The sequence below is a fragment of the Pengzhenrongella frigida genome, assembly GCF_004168625.1.
GTDB lineage: Bacteria > Actinomycetota > Actinomycetes > Actinomycetales > Cellulomonadaceae > Pengzhenrongella > Pengzhenrongella frigida.
Map to the genome: position 1 here is coordinate 19,476 of NZ_SDWW01000041.1, position 22,802 is coordinate 42,277.

A 22,802-nucleotide genomic window follows, 5' to 3' on the forward strand; every position below is an offset into this window, starting at 1 on the left:
CAGGTCCGGTCTAGCGCAGTTCCGCACCGGGGTCGATCCGCCGCGCGTGCAGCAGGACGGACCGTTCCGGGAAGAGCACCGGGGCGCGCAGCCCGACCACCGCCAGCGCCCGTCCCGTCGACCGCACGCCGGTCCCCCACCACGGCAGCGCCGACTGGCCGGTGCCGACGATCTGGTCCCCGGGCGCGAGCGGGCGCACCTCGTAGGTCGCGTCGGCGGCCAGGCCGGGCAGGGTCACCGATCCGGTCGGGTAGCAGACGCTGGTCTCGCGCTGGGTCAGGGCGTAGATGGCCTCGCCGCCGTCGGGAGCCACCACGCCGTGCAGCCGCAGCGCGGGGTCGGGCTGGTCGGCATGCACGACGACGCCCGAGTGCAGCAGTGCGCGATGCGCGCGGTGGGCAGCGACCCACTCGGCGAGGCGCGCGAGCTCGTCACCCGTCGCGGTCGTGAGGTCCCACTCGATCCCGAGGTGGCCGAAGAACGCCGCCGCCGCCCGGAAGTCGAGCGCGTGCGTGCGCCCGGTCGTGTGCGAGACGGGGCTCCCGATGTGGGCGCCGATCATCTCGGGCGGCACGAGCAGCTCGGTCCACCGCTGGATCTGGTCCCGTTCGAGCGGGTCGATGCAGTCGCTCGCCCAGACGCGCTGGGTGAACTGCAGGATCCCCAGGTCCACCCGGGCGCCCCCGGACGCGCAGGACTCGATCTCGACGTCGGGGTGGCGGCGCCGGAGCTCGGCGAGGAGCGCGTAGAGCGCAGCCGTCTGACCGTGGACCCCCGCGACCCCGCGCGGGCCGTGACCGGCGTCGATGAGGTCGCGGTTGTGGTCCCACTTGAGATAGGCGATGTCGTTCTCGGCCAGCAGGGCGTCGAGCCGCTCGAGGATGTGGTCGTACGCCTCGGGCCGGCCGAGGTCGAGAACCTGCTGGTTGCGCGCACTGGGCGGGGTGCGCCCACCGGTCTGCAGGATCCAGTCGGGGTGCGCCCGCGCGAGGTCCGAGTCCGGGTTGACCATCTCGGGCTCGACCCAGAGCCCGAACTCCATGCCAAGACCGCGCACCCGGGTGATCAGCGGCGCGAGCCCGTCGGGCCAGACGTCCGCATCGACGTACCAGTCCCCCAGGCCCGCCGAGTCGTCGCGGCGGTGGGAGAACCACCCGTCGTCGAGCACGAATCGCTCGACCCCCACGGTGGCCGCGGCCTCGGCGAGCGCCGTGAGGCGGGTCAGGTCGTGATCGAAGTAGACGGCCTCCCACACGTTCAAGGTCACCGGCCGGGGCCCGCGGGGGTGCTCGGGCCGCGCCCGGAGGTGCTCGTGGAACCGGGTGGCGAGCTCGTCGAGCCCGTCGCCGTGCGACCCGAACACCCACGGCGACTCGTAGCGCTCGTCGGGCGCGAGCAGGATCTCACCCGCGAGCAGGAGCTCGCCGGCGGCGAGGAACGAGACTCCCGAGATGGTGCGCTCGGCCAGCAGCCGCTGGTTCCCGCTCCAGGCAAGGTGCACGCCCCACACCCGGCCGGAGCGGGCCCCGAAACCCTCCTCGCCGGCCACGAGCAGCAGCGACGAGTCGGCGCCCGGCCGCCCGCGCCGCCCCTCGCGCAGGTGCGTCCCGACGTCCCACCGCTGCCGCTGGGGCGAGCGCTCGCGCAGGTGGCGCCCGGTCAGGTCGAGCAGCTCGGTCGCCGCGTCGGGCACGGGGAACGTCGCCAGGACACCGGTGAGCTCGAAGGTCTGCGCCCCGAGGTTGCGCACGGTCGCCCGTTGGCGCACCAGGCCGGCTGCGGTGACCTCGAGCTCGAGGGTCACCGCCAGCTCGGCCGCGGGATCGATCGCCTCGACCACGATGCCGGGCGCGTCCGGCGAACCTGTCGTCCGCACTGCGGTCGTCCGCACTGCAGTCGTCCGCACTGCAGTCGTCCGCAGCGCCGTCGAGAACGCGGCCCCGTGACGGTGACCGGTCAGACCCGGAGTGCCCAGCCACCCGCTGGACTGCTCCGGGAGCAGGCTTGCCGACGGCGTCTGATCCGTGCTGCCCGACACCCGTTGCGGCGCCTGGGCGTCGACCAGCGAGGCGAGCAGGTCGGGGGCGAGGTCGCCGAGGTCGGCCCCCCAGTGGACGATCCGCGGCAGGCTCTCGCCGCGCGCGTCCACGACCACGCTCGTACCGCCGGCCCGCAGGTGCAGGATCGATGCAGGGCACCCGTCGGGCATGAGACTCCTTCGTCCAGGTGCCGCCGGTGCGGTGGCGACCAGGGGGACGAGGGTATCCGCGCCGACCGCGATCCCCCGCGACCGCGATGCCCGGCGACCGCGATCCCCCGCGACCGCGATCGACGCCGTGATCAAGTCGCGCGCCGCCGACGCTCAGACGAGGACCGCACCCACCGACGCCGACTGCACCAGCTTGACGTACTTCGCGAGCACGCCCCGGGTGTAGGCGGACCGCAGCGGCTCCCAGCCTTCGCGACGGGCGGCGAGCTCGGCCGGGTCCACGAGCAGGTCGAGCCGGGCGTGCGCGACGTCGAGCCGGATCCGATCGCCGTCGCGCACGAAGGCGATGGGACCGGCGTCGACCGCCTCGGGGGCGACGTGCCCCACGCACAGGCCGGTCGTACCGCCCGAGAACCGGCCGTCGGTGAGCAGCAGGACGTCTTTGCCGAGTCCGGCGCCCTTGATCGCTCCGGTGATCGCGAGCATCTCGCGCATCCCCGGGCCGCCCTTCGGTCCCTCGTACCGGATCACCACGACATCGCCGGCCACGATGGTGCCGTCCGCCAGGGCGTCGAGCGCCAACCGCTCGCGCTCGAAGACCCGCGCGGTGCCCTCGAACACGTCGGAGTCGAACCCGGCGGACTTCACGACCGCGCCCTCGGGCGCCAACGTCCCCTTGAGGATCGTGATGCCACCGGTGGCGTGGATGGGGTTGTTCAGCGCGCGCAGGATCTTGCCGTCCGGGTCCGGCGGGTTGATCTCCGCGAGGTTCTCCGCGACGGTCTTGCCGGTGACGGTGAGGCAGTCGCCGTGGATCAGGCCGGCGTCGAGCAGCGCCTTCATCACCACCGGTACGCCACCGACCCGGTCGACGTCGCTCATCACGAACTGGCCGAACGGCTTGAGGTTCCCGAGGTGCGGCACCCGGGACGCGACACGGGTGAAGTCGTCGAGCGTGAGGTCGACCTCGGCCTCATAGGCGATCGCGAGCAGGTGCAGGACGGCATTCGTCGAGCCGCCGAACGCCATGACGACGGCGATCGCGTTCTCGAACGCCTCCTTGGTCATGATCTGCCGCGCGGTGATGCCGTGGCGCAGCAGGTTGACGACGGCCTCGCCAGACCGGATCGCGAAGTTGTCGCGGCGGCGGTCGGCTGCCGGCGGCGCGGCGGACCCGGGCAGCGACATCCCCATCGCTTCGGCGACCGACGCCATGGTGTTGGCGGTGTACATCCCGCCGCAGGCGCCCTCGCCGGGGCAGATCGCCCGCTCGATGCGGCCCAGGTCCTCGGTGCTCATGAGGCCCTTGCGGCACGCGCCGACGGCCTCGAACGCGTCGATGATCGTGACGTCCTTCTCGGTGCCGTCCTCGAGCTTGACCCAGCCCGGCGCGATCGTGCCCGCGTAGAGGAACACCGACGCGAGGTCGAGGCGGGCGGCGGCCATCAGCATGCCGGGCAGCGACTTGTCGCAGCCGGCCAGGAGCACGGAGCCGTCGAGGCGCTCGGCCTGCATCACGGTCTCGACGCTGTCGGCGATGATGTCGCGCGAGACGAGCGAGAAGTGCATGCCCTCGTGGCCCATGGAGATGCCGTCGGACACCGAGATCGTGCCGAACTCGAGCGGGAAGCCGCCGGCCGCGTGCACGCCGTTCTTGACCGCCTTCGCGAGCCGGTCGAGCGACAGGTTGCAGGGCGTGATCTCGTTCCACGAGCTCGCGACGCCGATCTGCGGCTTGGCGAAGTCGTCGTCGCCGAGCCCGACGGCGCGCAACATGCCGCGTGCGGCCGTCGCCTCGATGCCGTCGGTCACCAGCCGGCTGCGCGGCTTGATGTCGACGCCGTCGATGGCCGTGGCGCGCGGGGCGCCGGTCGTCGTGGTCGGGGTGCTTGCCGTCTCGGTCTTCGCCGTCATGACCGGGAGTCTAGGACCGCAGGTGGCAGCCTCGGCGGCTCGGATCGCTGGCCGGACACTTCCCGCGCCGACCGGCTCAGCCCTGGCGGTCCTGCTGGCGGTCCTGCTGGCGGTCCTTCCAGGTGGACACGCACGCCTCGTTGCCCTCGGGGTCGGCCAGCACCCAGAACGAGGGTGCGCGCCGGTCTGAGACGAGCCGGCCGCCCGCGGCGATCGCGGCCGCGACCCGATCGGGTGCGACGTCGTGCGGCACATCGACGTCGAGATGGATCCGACCTCGCTGCGGTCGGGGCGCGTCCATCTGCTGGAACCACACGACCGGCCCGACGCCGTCCGGGTCGACGAGCGCGGGCGAGCCGCCGAGGTCGGGCACGACCTCGTCGCGGTAGGCCAGCACGGCGCGCCAGAACGGCAGCACGCTCGGGATGTTCAGCGCGTCGATCGCGATCTCGAGGCTGTGCGGTCGGGCCGGTTCGCCGGCGATCCCGAGCTCGTCGGCGACGGCCGAGATCCTCGCCGCAAGATCGACGTCCTTGGCGGTGAGTCCGCCGGCGTCGTGGGTGGTGAGCGTGATCCGCACGCGGGGGTAGCGCAGGTCGACGTCGGGATGGTGGCCGGCCGCCTCGGCGAGGTCGGCGACCCGGCGCACGAGCTCGACCCCGCGGACGAACGTCTCGGTCCGGAAGCTCGCCTGCAGCGCCCCGAGCACGACCCGCCAGTGGCGCGCATCGACGGCGGACTGGACGGCGGCGTAGGTCAGGGTGGCGGCCATGCACTCACTGTGCCACCGGAGATGCTGGGCCACCGGAGATGCTGGGCCACCGGTCGCGAACACCCGCGCGAGGGGACTTGCAGTTGACGTAGCGTCAACTCCTATCGTCGAACTCGTGGCCGGATCTCCCGGCCTCGTGATGAAGGAGGTCGCCCGATGAGGGAGATCACCCGGGACACTGCGCGCACCTCAACCGAGGGCACATGGCTCATCGGGGACCTCGCCCGGCTGTCGGGCGTGACCTCGCGCACCCTGCGCCACTACGACGCGATCGGCCTGCTCGCTCCCCGCGGTGCGGGGCCCGGCGGCCGGCGCTTCTACGGGCGGTACGAGCTGCTGCGGCTGCAGCAGATCCTCGTGCTGCGCGAGCTGGACGTGCCGCTCGCGACGGTGGCCGAGATGCTGTCGAGCGGGACCGATCCCGCCGGCAACGACGCCGCTCTGCTCGCCCAGCTGCTCGAGCACCTGCGCGAGCACCAGGAGCGGCTGCTGGCCGAGCGGGACCGGTTCGACCGGCTCGCGCGGACGGTCGCCGCCACCATCACGGCACTGACGAAAGGTGAGGACATGGCAGCGGACAGGCTCTACGAGGGCTTCGACAACAGCGCCTACGACGCGGAGGCGCGCGAACGCTGGGGCGACGAGCCCGTCGACCGCAGCAACGCCGCATGGGCGCGCCTGGGCCCGGCCGGTCAGGCCGAGCACCACCGGGAGACGGCAGCGATCGGCACCGGCCTGGCTGCCGCGATGGCCGACGGCGCCACGCCCGACGACGACCGGGTCCAGGCGCTGGTGGCCCGGCACTTCGCGCAGATCGTCGTCTTCTGGACCCCGACCGCGGCGGCGTACGCGGGCCTGGGCCAGATGTACGTCGACGACGAGCGGTTCACCTCCACCTACGACGCGTTCGCCCCGGGGCTGGCCGTCTATCTCCGTGACGCGATGGCCGTCTACGCCCGGGTCAACCTGAGCTGACGGGCGGGGCGAGCTCCGGGGGGACGTCGAGGTCCGCGACGACGTTCAGGTCCGCGCGACGACGTTCGCGAGGGGCTCGCCTGCCACCAGCCGGTCGAGCTGCGCCTGCACCAGGGCGACCATCCGCGGGTGCGTCGCCGTCGTGTTGCCGCCCTCGTGCGGCGTGATGATCACGCCCGGCGCCCGCCACAGCGGGTGGTCGGCGGGCAGCGGCTCGGGGTCGGTCACGTCCAGCGCCGCGCGCAGCCGCCCCGATCCGAGCTCGGCCAGGAGCGCGGCGGTGTCGACCACGGTGCCGCGCGCCACGTTCACGAGGAGAGCGCCGTCGGGCATGAGGGCGAGGAAGCGCGCGTCGACCATGCCGACCGTGTCGGGCGTCTGCGGCACGATCACGATCACGACGTCGACCGTCGGCAGCAGCGCACCGAGCTCGTCGACCCCGTGCACGTGCCCCGTCGGCTCGTCCCGCGCCGTGCGGGCGACCCGCACGACGTCGACGCGGAACGGCACCAGCCGTGCGGCGATCGCGGACCCGACCGACCCGTGCCCGAGCACCAGCACCCGGCGGTCGGCGAGGGACGTCCGCTGGTGCGGGGCCCAGACCCGGTCCGCCTGCTGGCGCAGGCAGACGTCGAGGCCGCGCAGCGATGCGAGGACGAGCCCGATCGCGAGCTCGGCGGTCTCGTCGTCGTGCACCCCGCGCGCGTTCGCCAGCGTGATCCCGCGCGGCAGGTGCGGCAGGACGTGCTCGTAGCCGGCGCTGGGCAGCTGGACGTAGGACAGGCGCGGCAGGCGGTGCAACCGCGCGAACCCGGTCGGGTCGACCAGCCCGTGCGGTGCGACGACGGCGTCCACGACCGACGCGACGTCCGCCGGCAGGTCGGCCGCCAGGCCCCACTCCACCAGCCGGATCCCCGCCGGGGCACGCAGGTCGACCAGGGTGGCGGCGTCGGGCACGGTGACGGTCAGGGAGTGCGGAGTGGGCATGGCTCATTGTCTTCGGGAATCCAGGAGCCCGTGAACGCGGGCCCTGTGGCGAAAGTGGGGACCTTCGGCCCAGGACAGGCTTGCCTTCACTCGAAAACCTGGACATGTCGGTAGAAACCGGCAGGACCTCGGTACCAGGACTCGCCAGGAGGAAGCTCATGACCACGACCCATTCCTCGACCTCGCACACCGATCTGCCGCTGCAAGAAGACGTCGTCCGCTCCGGCACCGGCCGCCGGCTGCTCGCCGCGACCCGGATCGCGCTCGGCTTCATCTTCCTGTGGGCGTTCCTCGACAAGACGTTCGGCCTGCACTACTCGACCGGAGCCGCGGTGGCCGAGGGCGAGCCGACGCTCTCGTGGATCGCCGGCGGCACCCCGAGCCAGGGCTACCTCATGTTCGGGACGGCCGGACCGCTCAAGGACACGTTCGCGAACCTCGCGGGCACCGGGAGCGACTGGCTGTTCATGATCGCCCTGCTGGGGATCGGCCTCGCGCTCATCCTCGGCATCGGCATGCGGATCGCCGCCGTCTCGGCCACCATCCTGCTGGTGCTCATGTGGCTGGCCGCCTGGACCTTCGCCGAAGGCTCGAACAACCCGCTGATCGACGACCACCTCATCTACGCCCTCGTCGTGTGCACGCTGGCCGTGCTGTACGCGGGCGACACCTGGGGGTTCGGACGGTCGTGGGCCAGGCTCCCCCTGGTCCAGCGGGCGACCTGGCTGCGCTGAGTCACCCGAACCGACCGAGGCCACCACGACCGAGGCCGACCGACGAGGGCCGTGCACCCGAAGGTGCACGGCCCTCGTCGGCGCGCAGGGAGGTTCGACCGGTCAGGGAACGGCGAGCTCGGCCTCGTCGGCTGCCTCCGCGGCCTCGGCAGTCGTCTCCGCACCGGCCACGATGTGCCGCTCCACCCAGGGGGCGACCGCGAACAGCGCGAGACCGAAGAGCAGCGCGACGACCCCGATCCCGCCGAAGTACACCGTGTCCGAGGTCCCCTCGGTCGCGGTCACGAGCTGAGCCGTGATCGCCTGGCCCGCGGCCGGGGCGAGGAACCACAGCGCCATCGCCTGGCTCCGGAACGCCCGGGGGGCGAGCAGCGTCGTGGCCGCCAGACCCACCGGCGACAGGCACAGCTCACCGAGGGTCTGCACGACGTAGACGACGACGAGCACCCACGCGGGGGTCTTGCCGTCCACCCCGGCCACGGCCGAGGCCCCGGCGAGGAAGAGGAACGACAGCGCCGCGAGCGTGAGCCCGATCGCGAACTTCACGGCCGTCGGCGGCGGGTTGTCGAGCTTGACCCACAGCCAGGCGAACACCGGGGCGAACAGGATGATCGACGCCGGGTTGACCGACTGGAACAGCTCCGGGGCGATGTTCATCCCGAAGGCGGACAGGTCCGTGCGGTTCGCCGCGAAGCTCGCCAGCGTCGTCGCGGCCTGTTCGAAGATCATCCAGAACAGCGTCGCGGCGATGAACAACGGGATGTACGCCTGGAGCCGCGACCGCTCGGGCGACGTCACCTTGGGCGACCGGATCATGACGACGAAGTAGGCCACCGGCGCAGCGAGCGCCAGGATCGACAACGTGTCGATCAGGGCGCTGACCCCGAACGACCCGGAGACCAGTCGCGCGACCACCAGGACGGCCACGATGGCCGAGCCGATCAGGCCACCGGTGCGCAGGAGCGCGGGCCGGTCGGCCGGCGTGACGGGGTTGGGCACGGCCGCCCCGGCATCGCCGAGCAACCGGCGGCCGGCGACGAAGAACACCAGCGCGAGCGCCATGCCGACGGCGGCGACGGCGAACCCGGCGTGGTACCCGCCGAACGCACGGGCCGCACCGACGAGGATCGGCGCGACCAGCGAACCGATGTTGATGCCCATGTAGAAGATCGAGAAGCCCGAGTCGCGGCGACCGTCCTCACGGGTGTAGAGCTCCCCGACCATGGCCGAGACGTTCGGCTTGAGCAGTCCCGTGCCGAGGGCCACCAGGACGATGCCCAGGTAGGAGAACCCCGCGCCCGGGATCGAGAGGAAGACGTGGCCGGCCGCGATGACGACCCCGCCGTAGAGCGTCGACCGCCGCGCGCCCAGGACCCGGTCCGCGAGCCACCCGCCGACGACGGCGAGCAGGTAGACCGACGATCCGTAGATCGACACGATGGCCAACCCGGTCGTCTCGCCGATGCCCAGGCCGCCGTCGGCAACCGCGTCGGTCAAGTAGTACAGCAGGATGGCGCGCATCCCGTAGTAGCTGAACCGTTCCCAGAGTTCCGTGGTGAAAAGTGTCATCAGGCCGAGCGGGTGGCCGAAGAAACCGCGGCTTCGCGGTACCTCGCCGGCGACCGGCTGGGGTTCTAGAGGATGCAGACTCATTTGCACTATCGTGCCCCATGAGGCGGCAAAGTTTTACCACGCGCTAGTTATTGAGCGCCTATAGGTCAGGTAGAAAGGCTCCGAAACTCGTCCTCGAGGAGCCCCATCACGATGGCGTCGCAGTACCCGTCGCCGTCTCGATAGGCGTCCCGCAAGCGGCCTTCCACGGTGAATCCGACGCTCTTGTAGACCCCGAGCGCGCGGGAGTTGATCGACAGCACATCGCACCCGACCCGGTGCAGCCCGAGCCCCTCGAACGCGAGCCCCAGGACGAGGCCGATCGCCTCGCCGCCGTACCCGCGGCCGCGGCTCCCGGGCCGCATCGACAGCCGGATCACCGCACTCCCGCGCGGCTCGTCGATCTCGGACAGCACGATCACGCCGAGGTACTCGTCGCTCCCCCCAGCGGTCACCGCGAGGTCGATCCGGCCGTCGCGGTCCGAGATCGTCTCGCACCAGCTGTCGATCTCGGCCCGACTCAAAAAAGCCGTCTGACCTGTGACGCGACGACTCTCGGGGTCGGTGACGATCTCCCACAGGCCGTCCGCGTCACGGGCCGCGACGGGTCGCAGCCGGACGAGCTCCCCCTCCAGGGTGGGCTTGCGCATCACACCTCCCGCCGCATGGTCGACTCAGCCCTCGACGCCGAGCTTCTCGAGGATCAGGGCCCGGACGCGGCCCGCGTCGGCCTGCCCGCGGGTCGCCTTCATCACTCCGCCGACGACGCTTCCGACGGCGGCGATCTTGCCGCCGCGAATCTTCTCTGCGACGTCCGGCTGGGCGGCCAGGGCCTCGTCGATCGCGGCCAGCAGCGCGCCGTCGTCGGACACGACCCCGAGGCCGCGTGCGGTCACGACCTCCTGCGGCGAACCCTCCCCGGCGAGCACCCCCTCGAGCACCTGCTTCGCGAGCTTGTCATTGAGGGCGCCGGAGTCGACCAGGCCCTGCAGATCGGCCACCTGGACGGGGGTGATCGGCAGGTCCTCGAGCTCGCCGTCGGTCGTCTTGACCACGCGCGCGAGCTCCCCCATCCACCACTTGCGAGCCGAGGCGGGGCTGGCACCGGCGGCCACGGTGGCCTCGATGAGGTCGAGCGCACCGGCGTTGACGACGTCGCGCATCTCGGCGTCGGCGAAGGCCCAGTCACCCTGCAGCCGGTTGCGGCGCGCGACCGGCATCTCGGGCAGGCCGGCGCGGATCTCCTCGACCCACTCGCGGCTCGGGGCGATCGGCAGCAGGTCGGGCTCGGGGAAGTACCGGTAGTCGTCGGCGTCGGACTTGATCCGCCCGGCCGTGGTCGTGCCGGTGTCCTCGTGCCAGTGCCGGGTCTCCTGGACGACGACGCCGCCCGCCGCGAGCAGAGCAGCCTGCCGGGAGACCTCGAAACGGATCGCCCGCTCGACGGACCGGAACGAGTTGACGTTCTTCGTCTCGGAGCGTGTGCCCAACGGGGACTCGGGGGTGGCGCGCAGCGAGAGGTTGACGTCGGCGCGAACGTTGCCGCGCTCCATCCTGGCCTCGGAGACCTCGAGCGCACGGAAGATGTCACGCAGCGAGCGCACGTAGGCGCGCGCGATCTCCGGGGTCCGGGCGCCGCCGCCCTCGATCGGCCGCGTGACGATCTCCACGAGCGGGATGCCGGCACGGTTGTAGTCGACCAGGGAGTACTCGGCGCCCTGGATGCGGCCGGTGGCGCCGCCGACGTGGGTGTTCTTGCCCGCGTCCTCCTCCATGTGCGCGCGCTCGATCTCGACGCGGAAGATGGTGCCGTCCTCGAGCTCGACGTCGAGGTACCCGTCGAACGCGATCGGCTCGTCGAACTGCGAGGTCTGGAAGTTCTTCGGCACGTCCGGGTAGAAGTAGTTCTTCCGGGCGAACCGGCAGGTCTCGGCAATGGTGCAGTTCAGCGCCAGGCCGATCCGGATCGCGTACTCCACGGCGGTGCCGTTGACCACCGGCAGCGCGCCCGGCAGCCCGAGCGACGTCGGCGACACGGCCGTGTTGGGCTCGGCGCCGAACACCTGGGGTGCGGAGTCGAACATCTTGGTCTTCGTGCCGAGCTCGACGTGCACCTCGATCCCGAACACGGGGTCGAAGCGCGCGACGGCCTCGTCGTAGTCGATCAGGTCGATGGGACCGTGGGTCGAGATGCTCATCGGGTCGCCTCCACAGGTGAGTTCGCAGCGGTGGCCAGCTCGGGTGCACGCTCAAGCAGCGGGCCGCCCCAACGGGTCTCGAGGAGGGCCTCGAGGGCCGCGCCGACCCGGTACAGCCGGTCGTCGGCCTTCGCGGGGGCGAGGATCTGGAAGCCGACGGGAAGACCGTCGTCGGACAGGCCGTTCGGCACGGACATGCCCGGCACGCCCGCGAGGTTGGCCGGGATCGTGGCGACGTCGTTGAGGTACATCGCCAGCGGGTCGTCGAGCTTCTCGCCGAGCTTGAACGCCGTCGTCGGGGCGGTCGGCGAGACGAGCACGTCGGCCTTCTCGAACGCCGCGGCGAAGTCGCGCTGGATGAGGGTACGGACCTTCTGCGCGCTGCCGTAGTAGGCGTCGTAGTAGCCCGCGGAGAGGGCGTACGTGCCCAGGATGATGCGGCGCTTGACCTCGGGACCGAAGCCTGCGCCACGCGTGGCCGACATGACGCGCTCCGCGGTCGCGGCCAGCCCGTCACCGCCGTCGGGCGTGACGCGCAGGCCGAACCGCATGCCGTCGAACTTGGCGAGGTTGCTGGACGCCTCGGCCGGCAGGATCAGGTAGTACGCGCCGAGCGCGTAGGTGAAGTGCGGGCAGGAGACCTCGACGATCTCGGCACCCGCCTGCTGCAGCAGGGTCAGCGACTCGCTGAACCGGGCCCGCACGCCGTCGGAGTAGCCGTCGCCGTTGAGCTCGGTGACCACGCCGACCCGGACCCCCGTGAGGTCACCGAGCGCACCCTGACGGGCGGCGGCGACGAGCGGGGGCAACGGCTCGGGGATCGAGGTGGAGTCGTGCGGGTCGTGGCCGCCGATGAGCTCGTGGAGCAGCGCGGAGTCGAGCACGGTGCGCGTGACCGGACCGGCCTGGTCCAGGCTCGACGCGAGCGCGATGAGGCCGTAGCGCGAGACGCTGCCGTAGGTGGGCTTGACCCCGACGGTGCCGGTGACGGCTCCGGGCTGGCGGATCGAGCCACCGGTGTCGGTGCCGATCGCCAGCGGGGCCTGGTAGGAGGCGACCGCGGCGGCGGAGCCACCGCCGGACCCGCCGGGGATCCGGTCGAGGTCCCACGGGTTGTGCGTGGGGCCGAACGCCGAGTGCTCGGTGCTGGACCCCATGGCGAACTCGTCCATGTTGGTCTTGCCGAGGATCGGCAGCCGCGCGGCCTTGATCTTCGAGACCAAGGTCGCGTCGTACGGCGGGACCCAGCCTTCGAGGATCCTCGACCCGGCCGTCGTCGGGACACCCTTGGTCACGATGATGTCCTTGACCGCGATCGGCACGCCGGCGAGCGGGTGGAGCTCCTCGCCGGCCGCCCGGCGGGCGTCCACGTCGCGGGCGGTCGCGAGCGCACGTCGCCCGCAGATGTGCAGGAACGCGTGCACCGCCGGGTCGACCGCGGCGATCCGGTCCAGGTGGGCGCGGGTGACCTCGTCGCTCGACACCTCGCCGGCGGTGAGCTTGTCGGCCAGGGTGGCGGCCGAGAGACGCGTCAGATCTGTTGATTCAGCGCTCATCAGTCCTCCTCGAGAATCTGCGGGACCATGAAGCGGCCCTCTTCGGAGGCGGGCGCACCGGCCAGGACGTCGGCCACGGGGAGCGACGGCTCCGGGACGTCGGCGCGGAACACGTTGAACATGGGCAGCGGGTGGCTCGTGGCCGGAACGTCTGCTGTGGCGACCTCGCTGATCCGGGCGACCGACTGGACGATCACGTCGAGCTCGCCGGCAAGGCGGTCGAGCTCGTCGGAGGTCAGGTCGATCCGGGCCAGCCCGGCCACACGCGCGACCTCGTCGCGGGAGATGGTGGACATGCCGTGGAGTCTAGACGGTGGGCTCTGACGTCCCGCTAGGCGCCCGCGCCGACGTCAGTTCGGCGCCCCGCCGACCGCCAGTCCCACCAGGGCGAGCAGCGCCTGGGCATAGGCGTCGGCGGCCGAGTCCGCGTGGAACGTCGTCTCGATGCCCGACGGCGACGACGTCGTCACCAGGTAGGACCCGTCAGCCACCTCCAGCGAGCGGAAGGTCCAGCCGAGCATCGTGCGCAGCTGGTCCTCGCCGGGGAGCCAGAGCGCGTCGTCCTTCGCGACGGAGTCCATCGCCCACTCGGTGGTCCCGTTGAACCCGAGCACCGTCCCGGTGGGGAACTCGTGCGCCTCGACCATCATGTCGCTGATGGTGAAGACGTCACCCGTCAGCTCGGGCTGCAGGATCGTGAAGCGGTCGCCCGAGCGGGGATACCAACGCACCCCGGCGACCGCCAGCTGCCACGCGAGCTCGATCGAGATCATCGGATCATTATCTGGTGGACGGGTCGGGCGCGCGAGGGATGGATGCCCGAGCGACGGGCGGGGGCGAGAGGCGTCAGCGCTGGCGGTAGTGGTAGCGCTCGGCCGGGGTGAACCCCAGTCCCTCGTAGAGCGCGATGGCGGCCTCGTTCGACTCCTCGACCTGCAGGAAGGCCCGTCGGGTACCGCCGGTCGCGGCGACCCGCAGGGCGTCTCGGGTGAGCGCGCGCCCGATGCCCCGCCCTCGGACCGACGGCTCGACCGTGAGGCACGCCAGCCCCACCCAGTCCTGAGCGAACGCGGCCCGGATCACGCCCACCGTGGTGCCGCCGGCCAGCGCGCTGACGAACGCCGCGCGAGCCCCCGTGACGACGGACTCGGCCAGGGCCCGGTCGACCGGGCGAGCGGCGCGGTCGGCGAGCCACACCGAGAGCCACGCCTCGTCGGGCCGGTCCGCCGGCAGATACCTGACCGCGGCGATGCCCGACGACGTGCCATCCGGCTCGTCCCGGTCCGAGTCCGGGTCCAGGTCCGTTTCCGCGCCGGCGAACTCCTCGAGGTCCCCGCGCACCATCACCAGCGTGTGCGCGACGTCGCGGTAGCCGCGAGCGCGCAGCAGGTCGTCGAGATCCTCGGGCATCGACTGCGCGCAGACCCGGAAGATCGGCGGCTGGCCGGCCTCGGCGTAGATCCGCTCGACCTCGTCGATGCATCCCGGGACGTCGTCCGGCTCGGCGAGCGCGACGACGCTGTTGGCCCGGCGGGTGAAGCCCCCGGAGATCCCGACCCGCCACCCGTCGACGTCGCGCACCTCGCGGGGGCGCCAGACCGCGGTCTCGACCCGGATCCCGGGCCCGGCCGGGACGTCCCAGGCGTACACGCGCAGCGCGACCCCCTCGTGGTGCCAGTCGCGTTCGGGCTCGGCGGCGAACCCGAGCCGCCGGTACAGGCGATGGGCCGTCGTCATCGCCTCGAGGGTCGACAGGACCACCCGACCGGCACCGAGGGTCACCGCCTCGCGCATCGCGGCCCGCGTGAGCGCCTCAGCGATACCGCGTCGCCTCGCCTCGGGCGCGACGGCGAGCATCCGCACCTCGAACTCGCCCGGTTCCGCGATCTCGGCGTACGAGCAGCCGGCCGGGGCCAGCGTGATCGTCCCGACCAGCGCCATCGACGCCGCATCCGACCCGACCGGCACGAGCGCCACCAGCAGCGTCGCCTCGTGCGCGCGACGCTCGGCGTCGAGCAGCTCCTCGCGGTACTCGTCGGCGTCGTCGATCAACCCGTCGGAGTGATAGGCCTCGGCGGTGAGCGCGCCCGCCGCGGCGACGTCGTCCGCGGTCGCCACCCGGATGAGCAGGTCAGCCATCGTGCACGTCCGCGGTCCCGGTGGGCTCGCCGGCGTCGGGGAGCTCGGCCCCGTCCTCCGCCTCGACCCCGTCCTCCGGCACAGGCCCGTCCTCCGGCTCAGGCCCGTCCGCGAGCAGGCGGGTGAAGCCGGCCTCGTCGAGGATGGTCAACCCCAGCTCGCGCGCCTTGGCCTCCTTGGTCCCCGCGCTCGCGCCGACCACGACGAAGTCGGTCTTCTTCGACACGCTCCCGGCCGCCTTGCCGCCGCGGGCGATGATGGCCTCCTTGGCGCCGTCGCGCGAGTAGCCCTCGAGGGATCCGGTGACCACGACGGTGAGGCCCTCGAGCGTGCGCGGCACGGACTCGTCGCGCTCATCGGCCATCCGGACGCCGGCCGCCGCCCACTTGCGCACGATCTGCGCGTGCCACGCGTCGTCGTCCCCCGGCTGCTCGAACCAGTCGCGCACCGCGGCCGCGATCGTGGGCCCGACCCCGTCGACCACCGCGAGCGCCTGGGAGTCCTCTCCCCGGGCCACCTTCTCGATCGCGTCGAGCGAGCCGAACTCGCTCGCGAGCGCGCGGGCCGCCGTCGGACCCACGTGCCGGATCGAGAGCGCCACGATCACGCGCCACAACGCGGTGTCCTTTGCCTTCTCCAGGTTCGCGAGCAGGCTCTCCCCGACCGCGTTCAGGTCCCCCGCCTCGCGGACCCGGCCCTTGACCTTCGACCCGGCGGACAGCACGAACAGCGGCACCCGGCGCAGCGCGTCGGCGTCGAGCGCGAACAGGTCACCCTCATCGGTCACGACCCCGGCGTCGAGCAACGCCCCTGCGGCCTCCCACCCGAGCGCCTCGATGTCGAACGCGCCGCGCGAGGCGACGTGGAAGAGCCGCTCGCGCAGCTGGGAGGGGCAGGACCGCGAGTTGGGGCAGCGGATGTCGACGTCGCCCTCCTTCGCGGGGGCGAGCGCCGTCCCGCACGACGGGCAGTGCGTGGGCATCACGAACGCTCGCTCGGTGCCGTCGCGCAGCTCGACCACCGGGCCGACGATCTCCGGGATCACGTCCCCGGCCTTGCGCAGCACGACCGTGTCACCGATCAGCACGCCCTTGCGCCGGACCTCGCTCGCGTTGTGCAGCGTGGCCATCTCGACCGTCGACCCGGCGACGAGCGTCGGCTCCATCACCCCGTACGGCGTCACCCGCCCCGTGCGGCCGACGTTGACGCGGATGTCGAGCAGCTTGGCGTTGACCTCCTCGGGCGGGTACTTGAACGCGATCGCCCAGCGCGGGGCCCGGCTGGTCGCCCCGAGCCGGCGCTGCGAGGCGATCTCGTCGACCTTGACGACGACGCCGTCGATCTGGTGCTCGACGTCGTGGCGGTGCTCGCGGTAGTGCTCGATCATCTCCTCGACGCCAGCGAGGCCGTCGACCACCCGGCTGCGGGTCGACACGGGGATCCCCCAGCCCGCGAGCAGGTCGTACCCCTGGGACTGCCGCTCGACGGAGCCCTGCGCCCCGGCCCACCGCAGTGCGCCGATCCCGTGGGCGAGCATCCGCAGCGGCCGACCCGCCGTCACGCGCGGGTCCTTCTGGCGCAGCGAACCCGCGGCGGCGTTGCGCGGGTTCGCGAACGGTGCCTTGCCCGCCTCGAGCTGCGCGACGTTGAGCTCCTCGAAACCGGCCACCGGCAGGAAGACCTCGCCCCGCACCTCGATCAGCTCGGGGTGGTCGCTGCCCGCGAGCACGTGCGGGATGCCGTCGATGGTGCGGACGTTGTTCGTCACGTCCTCACCGGTCCGGCCGTCCCCGCGGGTGGCGGCCCGCACCAGCCGCCCGTTCTCGTAGAGCAGCGCGATCGCGAGACCGTCGATCTTCAGCTCGCACAGGTAGTGCACCGTGTCCAGGGCGCCGTCCAGGTCGCGGTGCACGCGCTCCGCCCAGGCAGCCAGGTCCTGCGTGGAGAACGCGTTGTCGAGCGAGAGCATCCGCTCCACGTGGTCGACCGCGGTGAAGTCGGTCGAGAACGTGCCGCCGACGAGCTGGGTCGGGGACTCCGGGGTCCGCAGCCCGAGCGTCGCGTACCGCTCCTCGAGCGCCTCGAGCCGGCGCAGCAGCGCGTCGTACTCGCCGTCGCTGATGGTCGGCGCGTCGCGGACGTAGTACGCGAACTGGTGGTCGCGGATCTGCTCGGCGAGCGCGGCCCAGCGGTGCCGGGCCGCGGCCTCGTCGAGACCGGCGTCGGCGAGGTCGGCGTCGGCGAGGTCGGCGTCGGCAAGGTCGGCGTCGGCAGGCTCGGCGCTGGCGGGGTCGATCGTCTGGTCGCTCACGACCCCATCATCGCGCGAGACGCCGACACGGTCAGTCCTCGGCGCGCTCCGCGATGACCTCGGCCGCACGGATGATGTCGGCGAGCGCCGTGCGGGCCGTGTCCGGCGTCGGGATCCCGGGCGCCTGCGCCGCCAGCACCACGACATCACGCAGGGAGGCGAGCGGCATCCCGAGCTGCGACCAGGGACGCAGCAGCTCGGCCGCCTGCCCGACGACGTCCGGCCCGGACTTTCGCGACGACGTCCGGTCGGGCAGCGCGGCGGGCAGGGCTGCCCAGAGCGCCACACCCCGCTCGACCGCCTCGCCGATCCGCTCCCAGCCCCGGTCGTTGAACCCCTCGACCGTCAGTCCCAGCCCGTCGGCGCCCGCGGCGACGATCGTGCGGACCGGGACCCAGGACGGGCCCGCCTGCACCACGACGCGCGTCGCCCCGGCGGCCCGTGCAGCCTCCGCGACGGTCCGCAGCAGCTCGCTCGCCACGCCGGACGGCACCGCCCGGATCACCGAGTTCCCCGAGAACGTCGAGATCCGCCCGAGCAGCACCTCGGCCAGCCGGGTCTCGTCGAGCGCCAGGATCGGTTCGGCGCCCGGGACGGCGACCCGCACGGCGGCGAGGTGGGCGGCGATCCCGGCACCGAGGGACTCCGCGAGCTCGCGCACCGCGCCGGCGTCGGACAGCACGCGGTCACCGCGCGCGAGGTACAGCCGCGCCGCCAGCGACAGCGGACCGGCGACGCCCACCACCACCGGGCCGGTGTACCCGTACGCCGCGACCGCGAGCGCGTCGAGGTCTTCGCGCAGGAACGCGGCCGCCCGGGACGCGTCGCGACCCGGTCGGTCGGCGAGCTTCCAGCCGTGCGGGCCGAGCTCGCACGACAGCTCGGCCAGGAAGACCGTCCCGCGGCCGGTCGGTTCGGCGCCGTATCCCCGGTCGGGCAGCTGGACGAGGAACGGCAGCCCGTCGACGCCGGTGGGAGTGCTCGTGAGCTCGCCGACGACGGCGGTCTGCGCCTCGAGCACGTCGGACCCGGCCCAGGGTCCGAGGCCGGAGACAGCCGTCATCCGGCGAGCCGCGCGTGCAGGAAGCCGACTGTTCGGGCGAGGGCGACCTCGGCCGCGCGCGGGTCGGCGAGCGCCACGTCCGCGTTCGCGAACGAGTGCTCGGTCCCGGCGTACGTGAACGTGTCCACGGGCGCGCCGGCGGCCCGCAGGGCCTCGACGAACTCCGCGACGTCCTCGGCGGGCTCGAACTCGTCGTCGTCGGCCAGGTGCAGCTGCACCGGGCAGGTCAGGCCGGCGGCGTCGTCGAGGCCGCAGGTCGCGTAGTAGACGACGACGGCGTCGAACACCCGGCCCGCGGCCACCCGCAGCACCAGGGACCCGCCGAGCGAGAAGCCCACCGCCCCGACGTACCCGGCGCCCGCCTCCCGCAGCCGCTGCGCCGCCGCGGCGATCTGCTCGAGCGCGTCGGTTCCGTCCAGGGCCTCGGCGAGCACCTCCGCCCGCCCGGGATCGTCCGTCGTCACCCCGTCGTAGAGGTCCACCAGCTCGACGTCGAACCCGGCCATGGTCAGCTCGTCGGCCAGCTCGGCGACGTGCGGCAGCGGGCCGTACCAGTCGTGCACGACGACGACCCCCGGACCGGTCGTGCGACGGTCGGGCTGGGCGGCCTCGATCTCGACCTCGTCCGGCTCCCCCGACGGCTCCACTGCCTGTGCGTTCATTCCCGTACCTCCGTCGTCGCCGTCATCCGCTCGGTCGCGCCGACCGTCGCCTGCCCGAGCACCCGGGTGCCGTCGTAGAGCACGATCGACTGCCCCGGCGCCACCCCGCGCAGTCCGGGCGAACCAGGGTCGCCGGTCAGCTCGACGCGCACCCGCCCGCCGGGCAGGACCCGGGCCCGCGCGTCGACGGCGGTGCCGTGCGCACGGACCTGCGCCGAGCAGTCGAACCACGCGGCGTCCCGGGACGGCACCCCGCCGATGCCGACCGGCGGCTCGACGTCGCCGGCGAGCCACCCCGCGTCGTCCGCCAGGATCGCACCCACGGCGAGGTCGGCGGCGGAACCCACGACCACCCGGTTGGTGATCGGCTGCACCTCGAGCACGTACCGGGGCTTGCCGTCGGGCGCGGGCCGGCCGATCGCGAGCCCCTTGCGCTGACCGACGGTGTACGCGTAGGCGCCGTCGTGCGCTCCGACGATCTGGCCCTCGGCGTCGACGATGTCGCCCGGACGCGCCCCCAGCTTGTCGCGCAGGAACCCGTGGGTGTCGCCGTCGGCCACGAAGCAGATGTCGTACGAGTCCGGCTTGGCCGAGACCCCCAGCCCGCGGCGGGCCGCCTCCGCCCGCACCTCGTCCTTGGACGCCACGTCCCCGAGCGGGAACATCGACCGAGCGAGCCGGTCGGGGCCGATCACCGCGAGCACGTACGACTGGTCCTTGGCGAGGTCGGCCGCGCGGTGCAGCTCGCGCGAACCGTCCGGGCGCAGCTCGATCCGCGCGTAGTGGCCGGTGCAGACCGCGTCGAACCCGAGCGCGAGGGCCTTGTCGAGCAGCGCCTCGAACTTGATGTGCTCGTTGCAGCGCACGCACGGGTTCGGCGTGCGGCCCGCCTCGTACTCGGCGAAGAAGTCGGCGACCACGGTCTGCTCGAACTTCTCCGACAGGTCCCAGACGTAGTACGGGATGCCCAGGACGTCGGCCGCGCGGCGCGCGTCGCCCGCATCCTCGATCGAGCAGCAACCGCGCGAGCCGGTGCGGAACTGGTCGCGGTTGCGCGACAGGGCCATGTGCACGCCGACGACGTCGTGCCCCGCGTCGACCGCCCGCGCGGCCGCCACCGCGGAGTCGACCCCGCCCGAGAGCGCCGCCAGCACCTTCATCGGGCCGACCGTGCCGTCAGGGTCGACAGGCCGGCCGAGCGCGCCCGGTCGACCACCCCGGGCAGCACCGCGAGCAGCGCGTCGACGTCGGCCGCGGTCGAGGTGCGTCCCAGGCTGAAGCGCAGCGCCCCGCGCGCGTCGCCCTCGTCGACCCCCATCGCGAGCAGCACATGGCTCGGCTGGGGCACCCCGGCCTGGCAGGCCGACCCGGTCGAGCACTGCACGCCGGCCGAGTCGAGCAGGTACAGCAACGAGTCGCCCTCGCACCCCGGGAACGTGAAGTGCGCGTTCGCGGGGAGCCGGTTGGCCGCGGCGGCGGGTGCGCCCGCGGCCCGGGGCTCGGGTCCACGCAGCAGCGCGCCGGGCACCGCCGCGCGCACGCGCGCGACCAGGTCGTCGCGCAGAGCGGTGAGGCGCGCGGCGAGCTCCGGCTGCTCGCGCACCGCGGCGTCGACCGCGACCGCGAACGACCGTGCGCCCGGGGTGTCGAGCGTGCCTGAGCGCACCCCCCGCTCCTGGCCGCCGCCATGGAGCACGGGCGTGAGCGCGAGCTCCCGACGCGCGAGCAGCGCGCCGGTGCCGTGCGGTCCCCCGACCTTGTGCCCGCTCACGGTCAGGGCGTCGAGTCCCGAGGCGGCGAAGTCGACGGGCAGCTGCCCGATGGCCTGGACGGCGTCGGCGTGGACGGGGACGTGGTGGCGCCGCGCGAGGGAGACGACGTCGGCGATGGGCGAGACCGTGCCGACCTCGTTGTTCGCCCACATGACGGAGATGAAGGCCACCTGGTCGCCCGAGGTCTCGAGCTCCGCGGCGAGCGCGTCGAGGTCGACCCTCCCGGCGGAGTCCACCGGGAGCAGGACGATCTCGGCACCCGCGTGCCCCGCCATCCAGAACGCGGGGTCGAGCACGGCGTGGTGCTCGATGGCGGTCACGACGATCCGCCGCCGGGACGGGTCCTGCGCGCGACGTCCCCAGAACATCCCCTTGACCGCGAGGTTGTCGGCCTCGGTACCACCCCCCGTGAGCACGACCTCGCTCGGCCGGGCCCCGAGGGCGGCGGCGAGCTGCTCGCGCGCCTCCTCCACGGTGCGCCGAGCGGCACGCCCCGCGGCGTGCAGCGAGGACGCGTTCCCGGTCCGCGCCAGTTCCGCGGTGAGCGCCTCGATGGCGGCAGGCCGCATCGGGGTCGTCGCCGCGTGGTCGAGATAAGCCGTCACAAGGGTCGAGTCTACGAACCTCGTCCGCCACCTCGACGACGTGCGGCAGGATGGGCCCGTGCAAGACGAGCGCGTGGACACCGAGGCCACCGACCTGCCCCCGGTCGCATTTTCGGGATCCCGCCTCAACTGGCAGGACCTGCCGAGGCACGTGCGGTCCCGGATCGCTGCGCTGGCCGGCGCCCAGGTGAGCTCGGAGACGAGCGCGACCAGCGGGTTCACCCCGGGTTTCGCCGCCGTCCTCGAGCTGGGCGACGGACACGAGGTCTTCGTCAAAGCTGTCTCGGCCGAACAGAACCCGCAGGCCCCGGACCTCGCCCGGCGTGAGATCGTCGTCGCCGGCGCGCTGCCGCCCGAGGTCCCGGCGCCTCGGCTGCTCTGGTCCCACGACGACGGCACCTGGGTGATCCTCGGCTTCGATGCCGTGCACGGCCAGTCCCCCGAGCAGCCCTGGCGCCCCGCCGACCTCGATCGAGTGCTGGTCGCGCTCGCCGACCTCGCCGTCGCCCGACCCCTCACCCCCAACGGGCTGCTCCCGGTCACCGACACCATGGCGGACGACTTCCGCGGCTGGCGCCGGATCGCTTGCGCACCGGACGGGCCGCGCACCCACAGCGCCGCCCGGTTCGGCGAGCGGGGAGTGTGGGTGATGGCGCACCTCGACCAGCTGGCGGACTGGGAGTCCGGGTGGGCCGTGGCCGCCGCCGGGACCGCGCTCGTGCACGGCGACCTGCGCGCGGACAACGTGATGCTCGACACCGACGCGACCTGGCTCGTCGACTGGCCCCTGGCCTCGCTCGGCGCGCCGTGGCTCGACCTCGCGTTCATGCTCCCGAGCGTGGAGATGCAGGGCGGCGGCGACGCCGACGCGCTGTTCTGGGCACATCCCGTCGCGGCCGGCGTCGAGCCCCATGCACTGCGGTCGGTGCTCGCGGCCCTCGCGGGACACTTCACCCTCGCGTCGGCCCAGCCCGCGCCCATCGGGGTCCCGAACCTGCGCCGGTTCCAGCAGGCACAGGCCGTGGTCGCGCTCGACTGGCTGCGGCGGCTCCCCGCCTGACGCCGATCAGCCCTTGCGGGCCCGGATCTCCGCGATGGTCTGGGGCAGCACGGTGAACAGGTCGCCCACGATGCCGAAGTCGGCGATCTCGAAGATCGGTGCCTCCGGGTCGGAGTTCACGGCCACGATCGTGCCGGCGGACTGCATCCCCCCGCGATGGTGCACGGCCCCGGACACCCCGGCCCCGATGTACAGGCGCGGTGCGACGGTCACCCCCGTCTGGCCGATCTGAGC

The 22,802-nt window shown here is 73.0% G+C and carries 20 protein-coding genes; 3 read left to right on the top strand and 17 right to left on the bottom strand.

The genetic code is table 11. The annotated features are described in order from the left end of the window. Positions 1-10 precede the first annotated feature (10 nt). The 3 genes from EUA98_RS15175 to EUA98_RS15185 form a co-directional block, all read right to left on the bottom strand. Positions 11-2,209: an alpha-galactosidase gene (locus EUA98_RS15175; RefSeq protein ID WP_130103534.1), complete on the bottom strand. Its 2,199-nt coding sequence runs from the start codon at positions 2,207-2,209 to the stop codon at positions 11-13. Between the two features lie 153 nt (positions 2,210-2,362). Next, positions 2,363-4,123: a dihydroxy-acid dehydratase gene (gene ilvD / locus EUA98_RS15180; protein WP_242511571.1), complete on the bottom strand. Its 1,761-nt coding sequence runs from the start codon at positions 4,121-4,123 to the stop codon at positions 2,363-2,365. 76 nt (positions 4,124-4,199) lie between these two features. Next, positions 4,200-4,895 carry a 4a-hydroxytetrahydrobiopterin dehydratase gene (locus EUA98_RS15185; protein ID WP_130103535.1) on the bottom strand — a complete coding sequence of 232 codons (696 nt, stop codon included), beginning with the start codon at positions 4,893-4,895 and terminating at the stop codon, positions 4,200-4,202. A 156-nt stretch (positions 4,896-5,051) separates the two neighbouring features. Here EUA98_RS15185 and EUA98_RS15190 point away from each other — a divergent pair, with 156 nt between their 5' ends. Next, positions 5,052-5,870 carry a MerR family transcriptional regulator gene (locus EUA98_RS15190; protein WP_130103536.1) on the top strand — a complete coding sequence of 273 codons (819 nt, stop codon included), beginning with the start codon at positions 5,052-5,054 and terminating at the stop codon, positions 5,868-5,870. A 45-nt stretch (positions 5,871-5,915) separates the two neighbouring features. Here the strand turns inward: EUA98_RS15190 and EUA98_RS15195 are convergent, their stop codons facing one another. After that, positions 5,916-6,857 (bottom strand): 2-hydroxyacid dehydrogenase, encoded by a 942-nt coding sequence (locus EUA98_RS15195; RefSeq protein ID WP_130103537.1) that lies wholly within the window; start codon positions 6,855-6,857, stop codon positions 5,916-5,918. 158 nt (positions 6,858-7,015) lie between these two features. On the opposite strand from EUA98_RS15195, the gene EUA98_RS15200 reads away from it, so the two are divergent. Then, positions 7,016-7,591, top strand: coding sequence for a DoxX family protein (locus EUA98_RS15200; RefSeq protein ID WP_130103538.1), 576 nt, complete (start codon positions 7,016-7,018; stop codon positions 7,589-7,591). Positions 7,592-7,693: 102 nt separating this feature from the next. Here EUA98_RS15200 and EUA98_RS15205 read toward each other — a convergent pair whose 3' ends face one another. The 12 genes from EUA98_RS15205 to EUA98_RS15260 form a co-directional block, all read right to left on the bottom strand. Further along, positions 7,694-9,244: a peptide MFS transporter gene (locus EUA98_RS15205; protein WP_130103539.1), complete on the bottom strand. Its 1,551-nt coding sequence runs from the start codon at positions 9,242-9,244 to the stop codon at positions 7,694-7,696. Between the two features lie 65 nt (positions 9,245-9,309). Beyond that, a complete protein-coding gene (locus EUA98_RS15210) occupies positions 9,310-9,852 on the bottom strand; it encodes a GNAT family N-acetyltransferase (protein ID WP_130103540.1) in 543 nt (180 codons plus the stop codon). A 24-nt stretch (positions 9,853-9,876) separates the two neighbouring features. Then, positions 9,877-11,400 (bottom strand): Asp-tRNA(Asn)/Glu-tRNA(Gln) amidotransferase subunit GatB, encoded by a 1,524-nt coding sequence (gene gatB / locus EUA98_RS15215; protein ID WP_130103541.1) that lies wholly within the window; start codon positions 11,398-11,400, stop codon positions 9,877-9,879. Then, on the bottom strand, positions 11,397-12,956 hold the full coding sequence (gene gatA / locus EUA98_RS15220; protein ID WP_130103542.1) for an Asp-tRNA(Asn)/Glu-tRNA(Gln) amidotransferase subunit GatA: 1,560 nt from the start codon (positions 12,954-12,956) through the stop codon (positions 11,397-11,399). Before gatA ends, gatB begins: the two co-directional genes overlap by 4 nt. Further along, positions 12,956-13,252 carry an Asp-tRNA(Asn)/Glu-tRNA(Gln) amidotransferase subunit GatC gene (gene gatC, locus EUA98_RS15225; protein WP_130103543.1) on the bottom strand — a complete coding sequence of 99 codons (297 nt, stop codon included), beginning with the start codon at positions 13,250-13,252 and terminating at the stop codon, positions 12,956-12,958. The genes gatA and gatC overlap by 1 nt, the downstream gene beginning before the upstream one ends. Positions 13,253-13,306: 54 nt before the next feature. Continuing rightward, positions 13,307-13,729: a pilus assembly protein CpaE gene (locus tag EUA98_RS15230; RefSeq protein WP_130103544.1), complete on the bottom strand. Its 423-nt coding sequence runs from the start codon at positions 13,727-13,729 to the stop codon at positions 13,307-13,309. A gap of 73 nt (positions 13,730-13,802) precedes the next feature. After that, the gene (locus tag EUA98_RS15235) at positions 13,803-15,095 is read right to left on the bottom strand and encodes a GNAT family N-acetyltransferase (RefSeq protein ID WP_130103545.1); all 1,293 of its coding nucleotides are present in this window, start codon (positions 15,093-15,095) and stop codon (positions 13,803-13,805) included. Next, entirely contained in the window at positions 15,088-17,406 is a 2,319-nt protein-coding gene (gene ligA, locus EUA98_RS15240) for an NAD-dependent DNA ligase LigA (protein WP_242511572.1), read from the bottom strand. Before ligA ends, EUA98_RS15235 begins: the two co-directional genes overlap by 8 nt. A gap of 31 nt (positions 17,407-17,437) precedes the next feature. Further along, positions 17,438-18,469: a uroporphyrinogen decarboxylase/cobalamine-independent methonine synthase family protein gene (locus EUA98_RS15245; protein ID WP_130103546.1), complete on the bottom strand. Its 1,032-nt coding sequence runs from the start codon at positions 18,467-18,469 to the stop codon at positions 17,438-17,440. Continuing rightward, a complete protein-coding gene (locus tag EUA98_RS15250; protein WP_130103547.1) occupies positions 18,466-19,131 on the bottom strand; it encodes a dienelactone hydrolase family protein in 666 nt (221 codons plus the stop codon). Before EUA98_RS15250 ends, EUA98_RS15245 begins: the two co-directional genes overlap by 4 nt. Next, positions 19,128-20,291 (bottom strand): tRNA 2-thiouridine(34) synthase MnmA, encoded by a 1,164-nt coding sequence (gene mnmA / locus EUA98_RS15255; protein ID WP_130103548.1) that lies wholly within the window; start codon positions 20,289-20,291, stop codon positions 19,128-19,130. The genes EUA98_RS15250 and mnmA overlap by 4 nt, the downstream gene beginning before the upstream one ends. Further along, a complete protein-coding gene (locus EUA98_RS15260; RefSeq protein ID WP_130103549.1) occupies positions 20,288-21,508 on the bottom strand; it encodes a cysteine desulfurase family protein in 1,221 nt (406 codons plus the stop codon). The genes mnmA and EUA98_RS15260 overlap by 4 nt, the downstream gene beginning before the upstream one ends. Before the next feature lie 58 nt (positions 21,509-21,566). Here EUA98_RS15260 and EUA98_RS15265 point away from each other — a divergent pair, with 58 nt between their 5' ends. Next, on the top strand, positions 21,567-22,568 hold the full coding sequence (locus tag EUA98_RS15265; protein WP_242511573.1) for a phosphotransferase family protein: 1,002 nt from the start codon (positions 21,567-21,569) through the stop codon (positions 22,566-22,568). Between the two features lie 6 nt (positions 22,569-22,574). On the opposite strand, the gene EUA98_RS15270 is transcribed toward EUA98_RS15265, so the two are convergent. Further along, positions 22,575-22,802: electron transfer flavoprotein subunit alpha/FixB family protein (locus tag EUA98_RS15270; protein WP_130103550.1), on the bottom strand; the 228-nt coding region annotated here is incomplete at its 5' end.

Excerpts from the sequence above, each read along its gene's own strand:
- gatC (WP_130103543.1), bottom strand. The coding sequence starts at position 13,252 with ATGTCCACCATCTCCCGCGACGAGGTCGCGCGTGTGGCCGGGCTGGCC.
- EUA98_RS15200 (WP_130103538.1), top strand. The coding sequence starts at position 7,016 with ATGACCACGACCCATTCCTCGACCTCGCACACCGATCTGCCGCTGCAA.
- EUA98_RS15210 (WP_130103540.1), bottom strand. The coding sequence starts at position 9,852 with ATGCGCAAGCCCACCCTGGAGGGGGAGCTCGTCCGGCTGCGACCCGTC.
- EUA98_RS15250 (WP_130103547.1), bottom strand. The coding sequence starts at position 19,131 with ATGAACGCACAGGCAGTGGAGCCGTCGGGGGAGCCGGACGAGGTCGAG.
- ilvD (WP_242511571.1), bottom strand. The coding sequence starts at position 4,123 with ATGACGGCGAAGACCGAGACGGCAAGCACCCCGACCACGACGACCGGC.
- EUA98_RS15245 (WP_130103546.1), bottom strand. The coding sequence starts at position 18,469 with ATGACGGCTGTCTCCGGCCTCGGACCCTGGGCCGGGTCCGACGTGCTC.
- mnmA (WP_130103548.1), bottom strand. The coding sequence starts at position 20,291 with ATGAAGGTGCTGGCGGCGCTCTCGGGCGGGGTCGACTCCGCGGTGGCG.
- EUA98_RS15235 (WP_130103545.1), bottom strand. The coding sequence starts at position 15,095 with ATGGCTGACCTGCTCATCCGGGTGGCGACCGCGGACGACGTCGCCGCG.
- EUA98_RS15185 (WP_130103535.1), bottom strand. The coding sequence starts at position 4,895 with ATGGCCGCCACCCTGACCTACGCCGCCGTCCAGTCCGCCGTCGATGCG.
- gatA (WP_130103542.1), bottom strand. The coding sequence starts at position 12,956 with ATGAGCGCTGAATCAACAGATCTGACGCGTCTCTCGGCCGCCACCCTG.
- EUA98_RS15190 (WP_130103536.1), top strand. The coding sequence starts at position 5,052 with ATGAGGGAGATCACCCGGGACACTGCGCGCACCTCAACCGAGGGCACA.
- gatB (WP_130103541.1), bottom strand. The coding sequence starts at position 11,400 with ATGAGCATCTCGACCCACGGTCCCATCGACCTGATCGACTACGACGAG.
- EUA98_RS15205 (WP_130103539.1), bottom strand. The coding sequence starts at position 9,244 with ATGAGTCTGCATCCTCTAGAACCCCAGCCGGTCGCCGGCGAGGTACCG.
- EUA98_RS15195 (WP_130103537.1), bottom strand. The coding sequence starts at position 6,857 with ATGCCCACTCCGCACTCCCTGACCGTCACCGTGCCCGACGCCGCCACC.
- EUA98_RS15175 (WP_130103534.1), bottom strand. The coding sequence starts at position 2,209 with ATGCCCGACGGGTGCCCTGCATCGATCCTGCACCTGCGGGCCGGCGGT.
- EUA98_RS15230 (WP_130103544.1), bottom strand. The coding sequence starts at position 13,729 with ATGATCTCGATCGAGCTCGCGTGGCAGCTGGCGGTCGCCGGGGTGCGT.